At 59.9% G+C, this 14087-nt stretch carries 9 protein-coding genes; all 9 read left to right on the top strand.

Going from position 1 to position 14087, the window contains the following annotated elements; all coding sequences use genetic code 11:
• The first annotated feature begins 37 nt into the window (after nucleotides 1-37).
• Entirely contained in the window at nucleotides 38-496 is a 459-nt protein-coding gene (locus tag OC537_RS06325) for a hypothetical protein (protein ID WP_111910627.1), read from the top strand.
• A gap of 111 nt (nucleotides 497-607) precedes the next feature.
• Nucleotides 608-1066 carry a GAF domain-containing protein gene (locus OC537_RS06320; RefSeq protein ID WP_005329612.1) on the top strand — a complete coding sequence of 153 codons (459 nt, stop codon included), beginning with the start codon at nucleotides 608-610 and terminating at the stop codon, nucleotides 1064-1066.
• Between the two features lie 101 nt (nucleotides 1067-1167).
• Nucleotides 1168-1806, top strand: a complete 639-nt coding sequence (gene proQ, locus OC537_RS06315) for an RNA chaperone ProQ (RefSeq protein ID WP_106886753.1) — start codon at nucleotides 1168-1170, stop codon at nucleotides 1804-1806.
• An 8-nt stretch (nucleotides 1807-1814) separates the two neighbouring features.
• On the top strand, nucleotides 1815-3827 hold the full coding sequence (gene prc / locus OC537_RS06310) for a carboxy terminal-processing peptidase (protein WP_106886754.1): 2013 nt from the start codon (nucleotides 1815-1817) through the stop codon (nucleotides 3825-3827).
• A gap of 139 nt (nucleotides 3828-3966) precedes the next feature.
• Nucleotides 3967-6591 (top strand): aminopeptidase N, encoded by a 2625-nt coding sequence (gene pepN / locus OC537_RS06305; RefSeq protein WP_262110387.1) that lies wholly within the window; start codon nucleotides 3967-3969, stop codon nucleotides 6589-6591.
• Between the two features lie 64 nt (nucleotides 6592-6655).
• A complete protein-coding gene (locus OC537_RS06300) occupies nucleotides 6656-6877 on the top strand; it encodes a DUF2835 family protein (RefSeq protein WP_106886756.1) in 222 nt (73 codons plus the stop codon).
• Nucleotides 6878-7324: 447 nt separating this feature from the next.
• Nucleotides 7325-12166 (top strand): NAD-glutamate dehydrogenase, encoded by a 4842-nt coding sequence (locus tag OC537_RS06295; protein WP_262110384.1) that lies wholly within the window; start codon nucleotides 7325-7327, stop codon nucleotides 12164-12166.
• 46 nt (nucleotides 12167-12212) lie between these two features.
• Entirely contained in the window at nucleotides 12213-13223 is a 1011-nt protein-coding gene (pyrD, locus tag OC537_RS06290) for a quinone-dependent dihydroorotate dehydrogenase (RefSeq protein WP_111910624.1), read from the top strand.
• Nucleotides 13224-13308: 85 nt separating this feature from the next.
• Complete coding sequence (locus tag OC537_RS06285) at nucleotides 13309-13845, top strand: cell division protein ZapC (RefSeq protein ID WP_111910623.1); 537 nt, start codon at nucleotides 13309-13311, stop codon at nucleotides 13843-13845.
• Nucleotides 13846-14087: the final 242 nt, after the last annotated feature.

Here is a 14087-nt window from a genome sequence, read left to right as displayed (position 1 = left end):
ATCGCATTTTTAAAGTACCTTACAGGGCTGTTTTTTCATGAAAGAGAGACTCACTTCACGCAAAATCGTGCACTTGACCATAGTGCTGGCTATTTTGCTCTCCCTGATGGCCTATCGGACCTGGTTTTCGGGCCCGCCGAGGGGGGAGGCGACAGGAACAAATGATCAGATTTGTGATCTGTCCCACAGCAGTTGCTCCCTTCTGGTCGGTGACATGCCCCTGACGGCCAGCATAGAGGGCTTGCCGATCCGCCCTGAACATGACTTTGTGTTGCGTCTTCAGGGGGGATCCCCCGCCATCACCCCCACCAAGGCCTGGCTGGAGGGCAAGACCATGTTCATGGGGGTCATCCCGGTGCAACTCGAGGCGAAGGACGGGGGCTGGCAGGGGGCCGCTCAGGTAGGAAGTTGCACCACTGAGGCCATGGAGTGGCTGCTCAATATCGAGTGGAGCAATGGCCAGCGCCAGCAACTGGCGCTGGGGGTTTCCCCCTGACAGGGGGCCGTTGTTTATGGCCCAGGAGGGGGGAGAGGTGAAATTTGATTTGAATTTTTCAGGCAGGTCGGTACCTTGCATTCATTATCAAGGAGTGAAGTTCATTTAATCATGATTGAAAAACAAGCATTTTATCGCACCCTCAACCAACAGGCCCAGGCTCTGCTGGAGGGTGAACCCGACCTGATTGCCAACCTGGCGAACCTGTCTGCCCTGCTCAATCAGGAGCTGGCCGACATCAACTGGGTCGGTTTTTATCTGTTGCAAGGGGAGACCCTGGTGCTCGGCCCCTTCCAGGGCAAGCCGGCCTGCGTGCGCATTCCGGTGGGCCGCGGCGTCTGCGGCACTGCGGTGGCCGAGGGCAAGACCCAGCTGGTGGACGACGTACATCAGTTCACGGGTCACATCGCCTGCGACGGCGCCAGCAATTCTGAAATCGTGATTCCGCTGCGACGCGGTGGTGAGATCATCGGGGTGCTGGACGTGGATAGTCCGATTTTTAACCGTTTCGACCAGGAGGACCGAATTGGCCTCGAAGAAACGGTGCAAATTTTGGAAAGCATGCTCTAAGTCATTGCTAGATGGTTCGCAAAAGGTCCCAAGCTCTCTATAATAGGGCCTTTGTTGTGTTCGGGCATGCCCGTGCGTCTATATGAAAGCCAAGGTTATACATGGAAAACACTGAAAAGCTGAAGAACAGTAAAGAGATCGTTGCCTACCTGGTCGAGAAATTCCCGGCCTGCTTCATCGCTGAAGGAGAGGCCAAGCCACTCAAGATTGGCATCTTCCAGGATCTGGCCGCGCGTCTTGCTGATGACGAGAGAGTCTCCAAGACCATGCTGCGCTCTGCTCTGCGTCAATACACCTCCAGCTGGCGTTACCTGCATGGCCTCAAGGCTGGCCAGGCCCGTGTCGATCTGGATGGCAACCCCGGTGAGCTGCTGACCGAAGAGCACATCGAACATGCCAAACAGGCCCTCAAGGAGAGCAAAGAGCGTGTCTTTGCCAGCCGCCGCACCAACACCAAGGAGAAGGAAGACAAGCCCAAGCAGCCGCGCCGCAACGCGCCGCGCAAGGCCGATGCTCCTCGCTCCGACAAGCCCAAGTCTGCCCCCAAGGCCGCGCCTGTAGCCGATGCTCCCCTGGTCAAGGTGGATGCCGCCACCCTGAAAGTGGATCAAGGCGTGCGCGTCATGCTGGGCAAGTCTCCCCTGCCTGCGACCATCAAGGAAGTGACCAAGGATGACGTACAGGTTCAATTGCAGACCGGCATGATGTTGCGGGTCAAGTTCGAGCATCTGGTTCTCTAAGGAGACGAATGTTGAAGCATGGCGTGATTCGTTTTTCCCTCGTTGCCTGTAGCCTGGCGCTTGCCGGGCTCGCGCAGGCCATCGAGCCGGTGCTCAAGGAAAGTGATTTGCCTGTGTTGGCTCAAGAGAGCCAACATGCTACGGCCAGCAAGCGAATTGCCAATCTGTTTACCCGCTCTCACTACAAACAGTTCAAGTTGGACGATGCCTTTTCCTCCGTGATATTTGACAAGTATCTGGAGAATCTGGACTACAGCCGCAACCTGTTTCTGGCCTCTGACATCAGCCGTTTTGAAAAGTACCGTACCGGTTTTGACACCGACCTCGAGAGAGGGCGTCTGGCTCCGGCCTACGAGATGTTCAACCTGAGTCAGCAGCGGCGTTACGAGCGGTTCGAATACGCCCTCAAACTGCTCGACACTCCCCTGGATTTCACCCAGCCTGACAATTACATCTTCGATCGGGAAGGGGCTCCCTGGCCCAAAGACGAGGCCGAGCTCAACGAGCTGTGGCGTCAACGGGTCAAGTTCGATGCCCTGAGCCTCAAGCTCAGCGGCAAGGAGTGGCCCGAGATCAAGGAGCTGCTTGGCAAGCGTTACAACAACGCTATCAAGCGGATGTCCCAGACCGAGAGCGAAGATGTGTTCCAGCTCTTCATGAACTCCTTCGCCCGTGCCATCGAGCCCCACACCAGCTACCTCTCGCCGCGCAGCGCCGATCGCTTCAACACCGAGATGAACCTCTCGCTGGAGGGCATAGGTGCCGTGCTGCAGGCGGAAGATGACTTCACCGTCATCCGCTCCCTGGTGCCCGGCGGCCCGGCGGCCAAGTCCAACCACCTCAAACCCGATGACAAGATCACCGGGGTGGGGCAGGACGATGGCAAGATTGTCGATGTGATCGGCTGGCGTCTCGACGACGTGGTCGAACTCATCAAGGGGCCCAAGGGCAGCAAGGTGAAGCTGGAGATCCAGCGCGGCAAGGGCGCGACCGCCAAGACCGAACTGGTGGAGCTGACCCGCGACAAGGTGCGCCTGGAAGACAGGGCCGCCAAGTCCAAGGTGATCAACGCCGAAGGCAAGAAGATAGGGGTACTCGAGATCCCGAGCTTCTATGTCAATCTTCATGACGACGTCATCAAGGAACTCTCCAGCCTCAACAAGCAGAAGATAGATGGTCTCATCGTCGACCTGCGCGGCAACGGTGGCGGCGCCCTGACGGAAGCCTCGGCCCTGAGCGGTCTCTTCTTCGCCAGCGGTCCCGTGGTGCAGATCCGTGATCACATGGGTCGTATCACCGTCAATGGCGACGATGATGGCAACGTCTACTACGGCGGCCCCATGTCGGTGATGATCGACCGCTACAGCGCCTCGGCCTCCGAGATCTTTGCCGCCGCCATGCAGGATTACGGCCGCGCCCTGATCCTCGGTGAAAACTCGTTCGGCAAGGGCACTGTGCAGCAGCATCGCAGCCTCGCCAAGGTCTACGACTTCTACGAGCAGCCGCTGGGTCACGTGCAGTACACCATCGCCAAGTTCTACCGGATCGATGGCGGCAGCACCCAGAACAAGGGGGTGGCGCCGGACATCAACTTCCCGACCGCCGTCTCGCCTGACGAGACCGGGGAGAGCCGGGAGTTCAACGCTCTGCCCTGGGACAAGATAGCCTCGGCCAGTTACGACAAGCTGGGGGACTTCTCCGGTCTGCTGTCCAAGTTGAAGTCGGCTCATGAGGCGCGGATCGCCAAGGATCCTGAATTTGCCTACGTGATGCAGGACATCAAGGAGTATCAGGCGGACAAGGACAAGAAGTCGGTCTCCCTGAACGAAGCCGAGCGACTGGCGGATCAGGCCAAGCAGGACGAGAAGGCGCTGGCGCGAGCCAACGAGCGACTGACCCGCCTTGGCAAGCCGACGGTGAAGAGCCTGGATGAACTGCCTGCCGATTTCGAGGCCCCCGACGAGTATCAGATCGAAGCCGCGAACATCACGGCGGATCTGGCGAAACTCAGCAAGGGCTGAGTGTCCTGGGTGACATCCACATGAATACAAGGGCGACTCAGGTCGCCCTCTCTTTTGGCTGAATGCAAACTATTTGACCCTGCGGGACCGTTGTGACAGCCTCTGACACGTTGATAACAACGCGTGGAAGCACACAATAATGACCGATCACTCCCAGGCCATGACGGCCAAGTATCGCCAGGATTACCAGGCGCCCCTCTACTGGATCGACAGCATCGATCTCGATTTTCAGCTGCAGGAGCCCCTGACCCGGGTGACCGCCATCTCCCGGCTGCGCCGCAGCGGCGAGCACAACGAGCCCCTGGTGCTGGATGGGGAAGGATTGGTCTTGCACTGCGTCAGCGTGGACGGTGTCCCCTACACCCGGTTCGAGCAGGGGGAGAGCAGCCTGACCCTGTTCAACCTGCCCGCCGAGTGCGTGCTGACCATAGTCACGGATCTGGATCCCGCCGCCAACACGGCGCTGGAGGGGCTCTACAAGTCCGGCGATGCCTACTGCACCCAGTGTGAAGCGGAGGGCTTTCGCCGCATCACCTATTATCTGGACCGCCCCGACATCCTGGCCCGTTACAGCACCCGGATCACCGCCGACAAGGCCAAATACCCTTATCTGCTCTCCAACGGCAACAAGGTCGACAGCGGCGAGCTGGACGGCGGTCGCCACTTCGTGCAGTGGCAGGATCCCTTCCCCAAGCCGAGCTACCTGTTTGCCCTGGTGGCCGGTGACTTCGATGTGGAGCGGGGTAGCTACGCTACCCGTAGCGGCCGCAAGGTGGCCCTCGAGATCTTTGTCGACAAGGGGAACCTCGATCGCGCCGGTTTCGCCATGGAGAGCCTCATCAACGCCATGCGCTGGGACGAGCAGCGTTTCGGCCTCGAGTATGACCTCGACATCTACATGATCGTCGCGGTGGACTTCTTCAACATGGGCGCCATGGAGAACAAGGGGCTCAACATCTTCAACTCCAAGTTCGTGCTGGCCAACCCGGCCACCGCCACCGACGGCGACTACCACGGCATAGAGCGGGTCATCGCCCACGAATACTTCCACAACTGGACCGGCAACCGCGTCACCTGCCGTGACTGGTTCCAGCTCAGCCTCAAAGAGGGGCTGACGGTGTTCCGGGATCAGGAGTTCTCCTCGGATCTGGGCTCGCGCGGGGTCAACCGCATCAACAACGTGCGCACAGTGCGCGGCCCGCAGTTTGCCGAAGATGCCGGCCCCATGGCCCACCCCATCCGCCCGGATGTGGTGATCGAGATGAACAACTTCTACACCCTGACCGTCTACGAGAAGGGCTCGGAAGTGATCCGCATGCTGCACACCCTGCTGGGTGAGAATAATTTCCAGGCCGGCATGCGGCTCTATTTCGAGCGTCACGACGGCTCGGCCGCCACCTGCGATGACTTCGTGCAGGCAATGGAAGATGCCTCCGGGGTGGATCTCGGCCGTTTCCGCCGCTGGTACAGCCAGTCCGGCACCCCCGAGCTGACAGTCACCGACGACTACGATGCCGCCAGCGGCGTCTATCGCCTCCACGTGCGCCAGCACACCCCGCCGACCCAGGATCAGCCGCAAAAACTGCCGCTGCATATCCCCCTCGACATCGAACTCTATGACGAGCAGGGTGCCGCCATTGCGCTGCAATACCAGGGCAAGGCCATCGGCAACGTGCTCGACGTGCTGGAAGCAGAGCAGACCTTCGTCTTCGATCGGGTGCCGGTCAAGCCGGTTCCCTCCCTGCTGCGGGACTTCTCCGCCCCGGTCAAGCTGCACTATGACTACAGCGACGAGGCGCTGGCCTTCCTGATGCGCTTTGCCCGCAACGAGTTTGCCCGCTGGGATGCGGCCCAGATGCTGATCAACAAGGCGGTCATCGATGGGGTGGCGCGGGTGCAGCAAGGGCAGGGGGTTGAGCTCTCCCCAACCTTGCTGGCGGCCTTTGTCGCCATTCTGGACGAAGCCGAGCTGGATTTGGCCCTCAAGGCGGAGATCCTGGCGCTGCCCGGTGAGGCGACCCTGGCCGAGCTGTTCGAAGTGGCCGATATCGATGCCATCCATCGGGTGCGCAACGAGATCCACACCTCGCTGGCCCACGCCTTTGGTGCCCGGTTGGCCAGCACCTATGAGGGGCTGCGGCTGACGGGCTACAGGGTGATCCATGCTGACACCGCCAAGCGCGCCCTCAAGGCCGTGGTGCTCGGTTATCTGGCTGCACTGGATGCGGAGCAGGCCGATGTGCTGGTGCGCGAGCAATACGCCGCGGCCGACAACATGACCGACACCCTGGCGGCGTTGCAGGTGGCAAACAACCATCTGCTGCCATGCCGCAGCGCGCTGCTGGCGGACTTCGAAGGCAAGTGGGCCCATGACGGCCTGGTGCTGGACAACTGGCTGCGCCTGGTGGGCTGCAAGCCTGCCGCCGATGTGCTGGATGAGGTGAAGCAGGCGATGGCCCATCCTACCTTCAGCATCCGCAACCCGAACCGGCTGCGGGCCCTGATCGGCAGCTTTGCCATGAACAACCAGGTGCAGTTCCACGCGGTGGATGGCAGCGGCTATCGTTTCCTGACCGATCTCTTGATCACGCTCAACGAGGTCAATCCCCAGGTGGCGTCGCGCCTCATCACGCCGCTCATCCAGTTCAAGCGACTGGATGAGGGGCGCAAGACGCTGATCCGGGCCGAGCTGACCCGTCTGGCCACCCTCGAGGGGCTGGCACGGGATCTGTTCGAGAAGGTAAGCAAGGCGCTGGCGCAGTAAGCGTGCTGGTCACGGGCAGGGGAGCCAGGCTCTCCTGCCCGTTTTTTCATCAAGAGGAGGGGGAATGAGGCAGTACACCTTTCGACTGGCCCTTGGCCGCGACGAGATCATGCTGATGTACCAGGGCCAGGCCAGACGCCTGGTGGTGCGCACCGAACAGGGGTTGACCATAGAGTTGGGCCTGGAAAAGATCCGCTCCTTCGTCAGCGTCAACGGGGTGCACGGTCACTTTCGGCTGGTGACCCAGGAGGATCACCGCTTTGTTCGCCTGGAGAGGATCTCCTGAGGGCCGCTCACCATCCAAGAGCGCGCCGTTCATCCCGGTGGCCTTTGCCTCGAAAGGGTAGCTTGCCGTAGTCGAACCGCTCGTGTGAGCGTCCTACTAGAGGGGAATACCCCTGCTTGCGGTGTCAAATGCAGGACGATGAGCGCCCCGATAGCCCAAAACGCATAAATTAACAAAACATGAACATTATTCCGGGTAAATATCTGCTTTAAGTCACTATCTATCCGGTAAATCGACTGACAACCAGTGCGATTTTCTAAATTTTAGCGACTTGGCAAAATTTATCACAACCCAAGCCGTGATCTGCCCCTTGTTTTTAACATCCCGTTATCACCTTTGCTCGCCTTCCGCGATCCAAGTCATTACACTTCGCAGCAACTCTGTACCGGCGCGCATCCTGGGTGGATGTCGCCGTGTCTGTGATGTCGTCCGATAAGGAAACTAGCAATGGCATTGAAAGACGCCCCTACCTCAGTTCTGCTCGAAAACGTTCTCAGCCTGATCCATCAGAAATTGCCCAAGAACAGCGCCTCCCTGGTCGAATGCTTCGTCGCCAAGTTCTACGGCAACATGGCGAGCACCGACCTGCACGATCGCAATGACAGCGATCTCTACGGGGCGGCGCTCAGCCTGTGGAATGCGCTCAACCAGCGCACCAGCACAGAGCCCTATATCCGGGTCTACAACCCCGAGCTGACCCGCCACGGATGGCAGTCTCCCCATACCATCGTCGAGATCATCCTGCAGGACTCTCCCTTCCTGGTGGACTCCATCCGCATGGCCCTCAAGCGCCGGGGTATCACGGCCCACATGATGCTGCACCAGCCGCTGCACCTGATTCGCGGCAACGATGGCAAGATAGGCGCCATCCTGGATCTGGACAACACGGCCTCCCAGACCTCGGTCGAGACCGCTTTCCTCATCGAGATCGATCATCTTACGGATGAGGAACAGATGGATGCCCTGACCGCCGAGCTCAACTCGGTGGCAAGGGAAGTGGCCCTGGCGGTGGGGGACTGGCAGCCCATGCTGGGTCGCCTCAACGAGATCATCGAGGAGCTGCCCAAGCGCAAGAACCCGGTCGGCCAGGCAGAGGTCGACTCTTGTGTGGCCTTCCTCAAGTGGGTCGCCGCCCACAACTTCACCCTGATGGGCTATCGCCGTTATGACGTGAAAGCGGTGGAGGGGGATCACGAGATCCTGCCGCTGCCAGAGTCCAGCCTCGGCCTGATGAAGAACTCCATCAAGGACGAGGGGCAGCGCCTTGGCAACATGCCCGCCAGTGCCCGTCACGCGGCCCTGAGCTCTGACTTGCTGATCCTCACCAAGTCCAACTCCAAGTCCCGGGTACACCGCCCGGCCTATGTGGACTACATCGGCATCAAGCGCTTCGACGAACACGGCAAGGTGGTGGGGGAAGATCGCTTCATCGGTCTCTACGCCTCCTCCATCTACAACACCAGCGCCACCCAGATCCCCCTCATCAGCCATCGCCTCGAGCGCATCATGGCCGCCTCCGGTCACGAGAAGGGTTCCCACGCCTACAAGGCGCTGCTAAACGTGCTGGAAACCTATCCCCGCGACGAGTTGATCCAGGCCCGGGAAGAGGAGCTGCTGGCCACAGGTCTTGGCGTGCTGGAGATGCAGGAGCGCGACATGCTGCGCCTGTTCGTGCGCCGGGATGTCTACGGCCGCTTCTTCTCCTGCATGGTCTATGTCACCAAGGAGCGCTACAACACGGCGCTGCGAGTCAAGACCCAACAGATTTTGCAGAAGTATTTTGGCAGCAGCGAAGAGGTGGAGTTCAACGTCTACTTCACCGAGGGCGTGCTGGCACGGACCCACTACATAGTGCGGGTCAACAACAACAACGTGGATGTGGATGTGAACGAAGTACAGAACAACCTGATTGAAGCGGCCCGCAGCTGGGACGACCGCCTGGATTCCGTGCTGCTCTCCCATTATGGGGAGGCCCGTGGCAACGAGCTGCGCCGCCGTTTCAGCACCGCCTTCCCCCGCGCCTATAAAGAGGACGTGCTGCCGGGCTCTGCGGTCGCCGACATCATGGCCCTCGATGGCCTGAGTGAAGCCGAGCCCCTGGGCATGCTGTTCTACCGCGCCCAGGAAGAAGAGAACGATCGCCGGGTGCGCCTCAAGCTGTTCCACCGCACCGAGCCCATCCATCTCTCCGACGTGCTGCCCATGCTGGAAAACATGGGGCTTCGCGTCATCGGCGAGACCCCGTACCAGGTACGCACCCCGAGCGGCGAGATCTTCTGGATCCTCGACTTCTCCATGCTGCTGCGCGGCACCCAGCCATTCGATCTGGCCCAGAGCCAGCAGCGCTTCCAGCAGGCTTTCGCCGCCATCTGGAACAAGACCCTGGAAGATGACGGCTTCAACCGTCTGGTGCTGGGGGCCGGCCTCACCGGTCGTCAGGTCTCTGTGCTGCGCGCCTATGCGAAATACATGCGCCAGACCGGTGTCTCCTTCAGCCAGTCCTATATCGAGGAGACCCTGACCCGTTACCCCGACATCGCAGAGCTGCTGTTCACCCTGTTCGAACAGCGCCTCAATCCCGCCATCAAGCAGGATGCCAAGGTACAGGTCAAGCTGCACGAGCAGCTCGCCGCCAAGCTGGATCAGGTGGCGAACCTGGACGACGATCGCATCATCCGCCGCTACATGGAGATGATCGACGCCACCCTGCGCACCAACTACTACCAGCCGGATCAGGAGGGTCAAGCCAAGCCCTACATCTCCTTCAAGCTGGCCCCGGCCAGCATCACCGACATGCCGCTGCCGCTGCCCAAATTCGAGATCTTCGTCTACTCGCCGCGGGTGGAAGGGGTGCATCTGCGCTGGGGCAAGGTGGCCCGTGGCGGCCTGCGCTGGTCCGATCGCAAGGAGGACTTCCGCACCGAGGTGTTGGGTCTGGTCAAGGCGCAGCAGGTGAAGAACACCGTCATAGTGCCGGTCGGCGCCAAGGGCGGCTTCTATTGCAAGCAGATGCCGGTGGGGGCGCCCCGCGCCGTCATCCAGGAAGAGGGCAAGGCCTGCTATCGCCTCTTTATTCGCGGTCTGCTCGATGTCACCGACAACATCATCAAGGGGGAGGTGATCCCGCCCAAATCCGTGGTACGCCACGACGAGGATGACTACTACCTGGTCGTGGCCGCCGACAAGGGCACCGCCACCTTCTCCGACATCGCCAACGAGATAAGCCAGGAGTATGGCCACTGGCTCGGCGATGCCTTCGCCTCCGGCGGCTCGGTCGGTTATGACCACAAGAAGATGGGCATCACGGCGCGCGGCGCCTGGGAGTCGGTCAAGCGTCACTTCCGCGAGATCGGCGTCAACTGCCAGACCACCGACTTCACCTGCGTGGGGATAGGTGACATGGCTGGCGACGTGTTCGGCAACGGCATGCTGCTCTCCGAGCACACCCAGCTGGTGGGCGCCTTCAACCACATGCACATCTTCATCGACCCGACTCCCGATGCGGCCAAGAGCTTCGTCGAGCGGCAGCGGCTGTTCGAGCTGCCGGGCTCGAGCTGGGATGACTACAATCGGGAGCTCATCTCCGTAGGGGGCGGCATCTTCCTGCGCTCCGCCAAGTCCATCAAGCTGAGCCCGCAAATTCAGACCCTGCTCGGCACCGACAAGGCCAGCATGGCCCCGAACGAGCTGATCAAGGCGCTGCTCTGCCTCAACGTGGATCTGCTCTGGAACGGCGGCATAGGCACTTACGTGAAGAGCGCCCGCGAGAGCGACGCCGACGTGGGGGATCGCAGCAACGACGTGCTGCGGGTCAATGGCCGTGACCTGCGTGCCCGCATCGTGGGCGAGGGTGGCAACCTGGGCTTCACCCAGCTGGGTCGGGTGGAATACGCCAGCCAGGGCGGTCACATCAACACCGACTTTACCGACAACGTGGGCGGGGTGGATTGCTCCGACAACGAGGTCAACATCAAGATACTGCTGAACCAGCTGGTGGCCGCAGGTGACATGACTCTCAAGCAGCGCAACCAGATGCTGTACGAGATGACCGATGATGTGGCGCAGATCGTCATCACCAACGCCTATCGCCAGTCCCAGTCCATCTCGGTCACCGCTTTCCGTGGCGCCGAGCAGTTGAAAGAGCAGCAGCGTTTCATCCAGGGGCTGGAGCGTGAAGGCAAGCTGGACCGCGCGCTGGAGTTCCTGCCCTCCGACGAGGAGCTCTCCGAGCGGATGGCGGCAGGGCAGGGGCTGACCCGTCCCGAGCTAGCTGTGCTGGTGGCTTACGGCAAGATGGTACTGAAAGAGCAGCTCAACTGCCCGGAAGTGACCGAGGAGCCCTTCCTCGCCAACATGCTGGTCACCAGCTTCCCGGCCCAGTTGCAGCAGCAGTTCGGTGCCGAGCTGGCCCAGCACCCGCTGCGCGGCGAAATCATCGCGACCCGGGTGGCCAACATGCTGGTCAACGACATGGGGCTCAACTTCGCCAGCCGGATGAAGGACGAAACCGGTGCCTCGGTGGCCGAAGTGGCTTGCTGCTTCGCCATGGCCCGTGAGGTGTTCGGCCTGGGGACCCTGTGGCGCGACATCGAGGGTTGCGACAACCTGGTGGATGCCAACACCCAGCTCGAGCTGATGTTCTACAGCCGCCGCATAGTGCGTCGTGCCACCCGTTGGTTCCTGCGTGCCCGCAACCGCAGCTGGAGCATCAGCGAGAACATCGCCTTCTTCCGTCCGGCCTTCGAGACCCTGGGGGAGCACCTCTACGAGGTGATGGACGAGAGCGAAGTGGCTGAGCATCAGCAGAAGGTCGCGGAGCTGGTGGCCAAACAGGTGCCGGAAGCCATCGCCCGTCAGGTCGCCCACATGAGCAGCCTGTTCTCCAGCCTGGATCTGGCGCAGATTGCCGCGGAGCACAAGACCGACATAGTGCGCGCCGCCAACGTCTACTACCGCCTCGGCGCCAAGCTGGATCTGCACTGGTTCCTCGAGCAGATCAACCATCAGCCAGTGGGCAACCATTGGCAGGCGATGGCCAGGGCCTCCTTCCGCGAGGATCTGGACTGGCAGCAACGCAGCCTCACCTCAGTGGTACTGGAAGGGTGCAAAGAGCAGGGGGAATGCGCTACCATACTGGCCGACTGGATTTCGGAGCATGAGCAACTCTTGTCCCGTTGGACCCATATGTTGGCCGACTTCAAGACCACGAGTACTCACGAGTTCGCCAAGTTCTCGGTGGCCTTGCGAGAGTTGAACCTGCTCCAGTTGAATTGCCGAACCTCGGCATAACCCCAAAAGCCCCGGCCAGTTGCCGGGGCTTTTTTAAGGAGCAAACATGCTGTACCCCCTCGCCAGGCATTTTCTGTTCAAACTCAATCCGGAACAGGCACACGATCTCTCCATCAAGTATTTGCCCCGCCTTCTCGGTACACCGCTCGATTGTTTCTTCCGTCATTCACTCCCCCAACGCCCCGTCACTGTCATGGGGCTTAATTTTGCCAATCCGGTGGGACTGGCTGCCGGCCTCGATAAAGACGGGGAGTGTATCGACGCATTTGGTGCCATGGGGTTCGGCTTTATTGAAGTAGGCACTGTGACCCCCAAGCCCCAGAGCGGAAATGACAAGCCGCGGTTGTTCCGGGTAATTCCGGCGGAAGGGATCATCAACCGGATGGGATTCAACAACAAGGGTGTCGATCATCTGGTGGCCAAGGTGAAAGAGGCCAAATATCAGGGAGTGATCGGCATCAATATCGGCAAGAACAAGGACACCCCCATAGAGCAGGGCAAGGACGATTATCTGATCTGCATGGACAAGGTTTATGATCATGCCGGTTATATCGCCGTCAATATCTCCTCTCCCAACACCCCGGGACTGCGTTCGCTGCAATATGGCGAGGCGCTCGATGAGTTGCTGGCTGCCCTCAAGGTTCGGCAGCAGGAGCTGGCCGCGCAATATAAGAAGTACGTCCCCCTCGCCGTTAAAATTGCCCCCGACCTCAGCCTGGATGAAATTAATCAGGTAGCCGCCTCCTTGATCAAAAACGGGATCGATGGCGTCATCGCCACCAATACCACCCTGGAGCGTGACATGATTTATGACATGCCCCATGCCGGTGAAGCCGGTGGTCTCAGCGGCCGTCCGCTCCAGCATAAGAGCACAGAGGTGATCCGCCAGCTGGCCAAGGCCCTCAATGGGGCCCTGCCTATTATTGGGGTGGGCGGTATTGACAGCGCCATGGCTGCCCGGGAGAAATTGGCGGCGGGTGCCAGTCTGGTCCAGATTTACAGTGGCTTTATTTATAAGGGCCCGAGTCTGGTCAAAGAGATAGTTACCCATATTTAAAAGATAACCGCTTGCCCTTATTTAAAGTTGCTCAAATTCTCGACATGGAATAAAGTCGAGGGACGGCTTAAGTAAGGGCAACTCCATGTGTATCCAACCCAATGACAATTGGCAGTGGCATTACGATGCTCAGGATGATCGTCTGATGCTGGATTTATCCGATCGCATGATATTCGCCACCGAATATAAGGGACGACAACTCGTCCCCAGCTCCTTCACGACCCAGCCCTTTTGTGTCGACGATGCCGCCCTCTATTATCAGTTGATGGACAAGGCCGCCGAACTCGACTGGAGTGTTCCCCATCAGGTTCAGCTGGTACTCAATGCCATCGCCGTCAGCCGCTTTTATAAACCCCTGATGCCACAAAGCTGGTTCTTTCATGAACAGCAGACTCATTGCTCGCCGGATATGGGCTCCCTGGTGTGGATGCAGACATCCCATGGCAGGGGAGAGTTCATGGTCATCGAGGCCGGGGAACAGGCGAGCGTCTGCCTGAACCTGACCGAGGAATTGGTGCTGACCGCCAGCAAGATCCTGCCAAGGTTCGCGGTGATCAAGGTGATGAATAACCGGATGCAGACCAGGACCCGTGCCCAGGCACAATATCGACAGGTCAGCTGATGCTGACTCTGCACGTTATTTTTGGTTGATATTCATACGCCCTCGGAATAACCGACGCTGGTTATTTATCGCTCGTCTCTCCCATGCCATTGCGGCACCTTCCTTGAGTCAATTCGTCGCCGTTCGGCGCACGCCCTTCTGCACTGGATATTGAGTTGCCTCATCGAGCCCGCGCCCTCTGTGCCGGTGACAAGAGCAAAAAATGGTAGCCATTGCGCCGGCCAGCCCCTTTATATTCGCGC

The sequence above is a fragment of the Aeromonas sp. Marseille-Q5825 genome (assembly GCF_946892685.1).
GTDB classification, from domain to species: Bacteria; Pseudomonadota; Gammaproteobacteria; order Enterobacterales; family Aeromonadaceae; genus Aeromonas; species Aeromonas rivipollensis.
This window is presented reverse-complemented; position numbering and strand designations above follow the sequence as displayed.

Excerpts from the sequence above, each read along its gene's own strand:
- OC537_RS06325 (WP_111910627.1), top strand. The coding sequence starts at position 38 with ATGAAAGAGAGACTCACTTCACGCAAAATCGTGCACTTGACCATAGTG.
- OC537_RS06320 (WP_005329612.1), top strand. The coding sequence starts at position 608 with ATGATTGAAAAACAAGCATTTTATCGCACCCTCAACCAACAGGCCCAG.
- proQ (WP_106886753.1), top strand. The coding sequence starts at position 1,168 with ATGGAAAACACTGAAAAGCTGAAGAACAGTAAAGAGATCGTTGCCTAC.
- prc (WP_106886754.1), top strand. The coding sequence starts at position 1,815 with ATGTTGAAGCATGGCGTGATTCGTTTTTCCCTCGTTGCCTGTAGCCTG.
- pepN (WP_262110387.1), top strand. The coding sequence starts at position 3,967 with ATGACCGATCACTCCCAGGCCATGACGGCCAAGTATCGCCAGGATTAC.
- OC537_RS06300 (WP_106886756.1), top strand. The coding sequence starts at position 6,656 with ATGAGGCAGTACACCTTTCGACTGGCCCTTGGCCGCGACGAGATCATG.
- OC537_RS06295 (WP_262110384.1), top strand. The coding sequence starts at position 7,325 with ATGGCATTGAAAGACGCCCCTACCTCAGTTCTGCTCGAAAACGTTCTC.
- pyrD (WP_111910624.1), top strand. The coding sequence starts at position 12,213 with ATGCTGTACCCCCTCGCCAGGCATTTTCTGTTCAAACTCAATCCGGAA.
- OC537_RS06285 (WP_111910623.1), top strand. The coding sequence starts at position 13,309 with ATGTGTATCCAACCCAATGACAATTGGCAGTGGCATTACGATGCTCAG.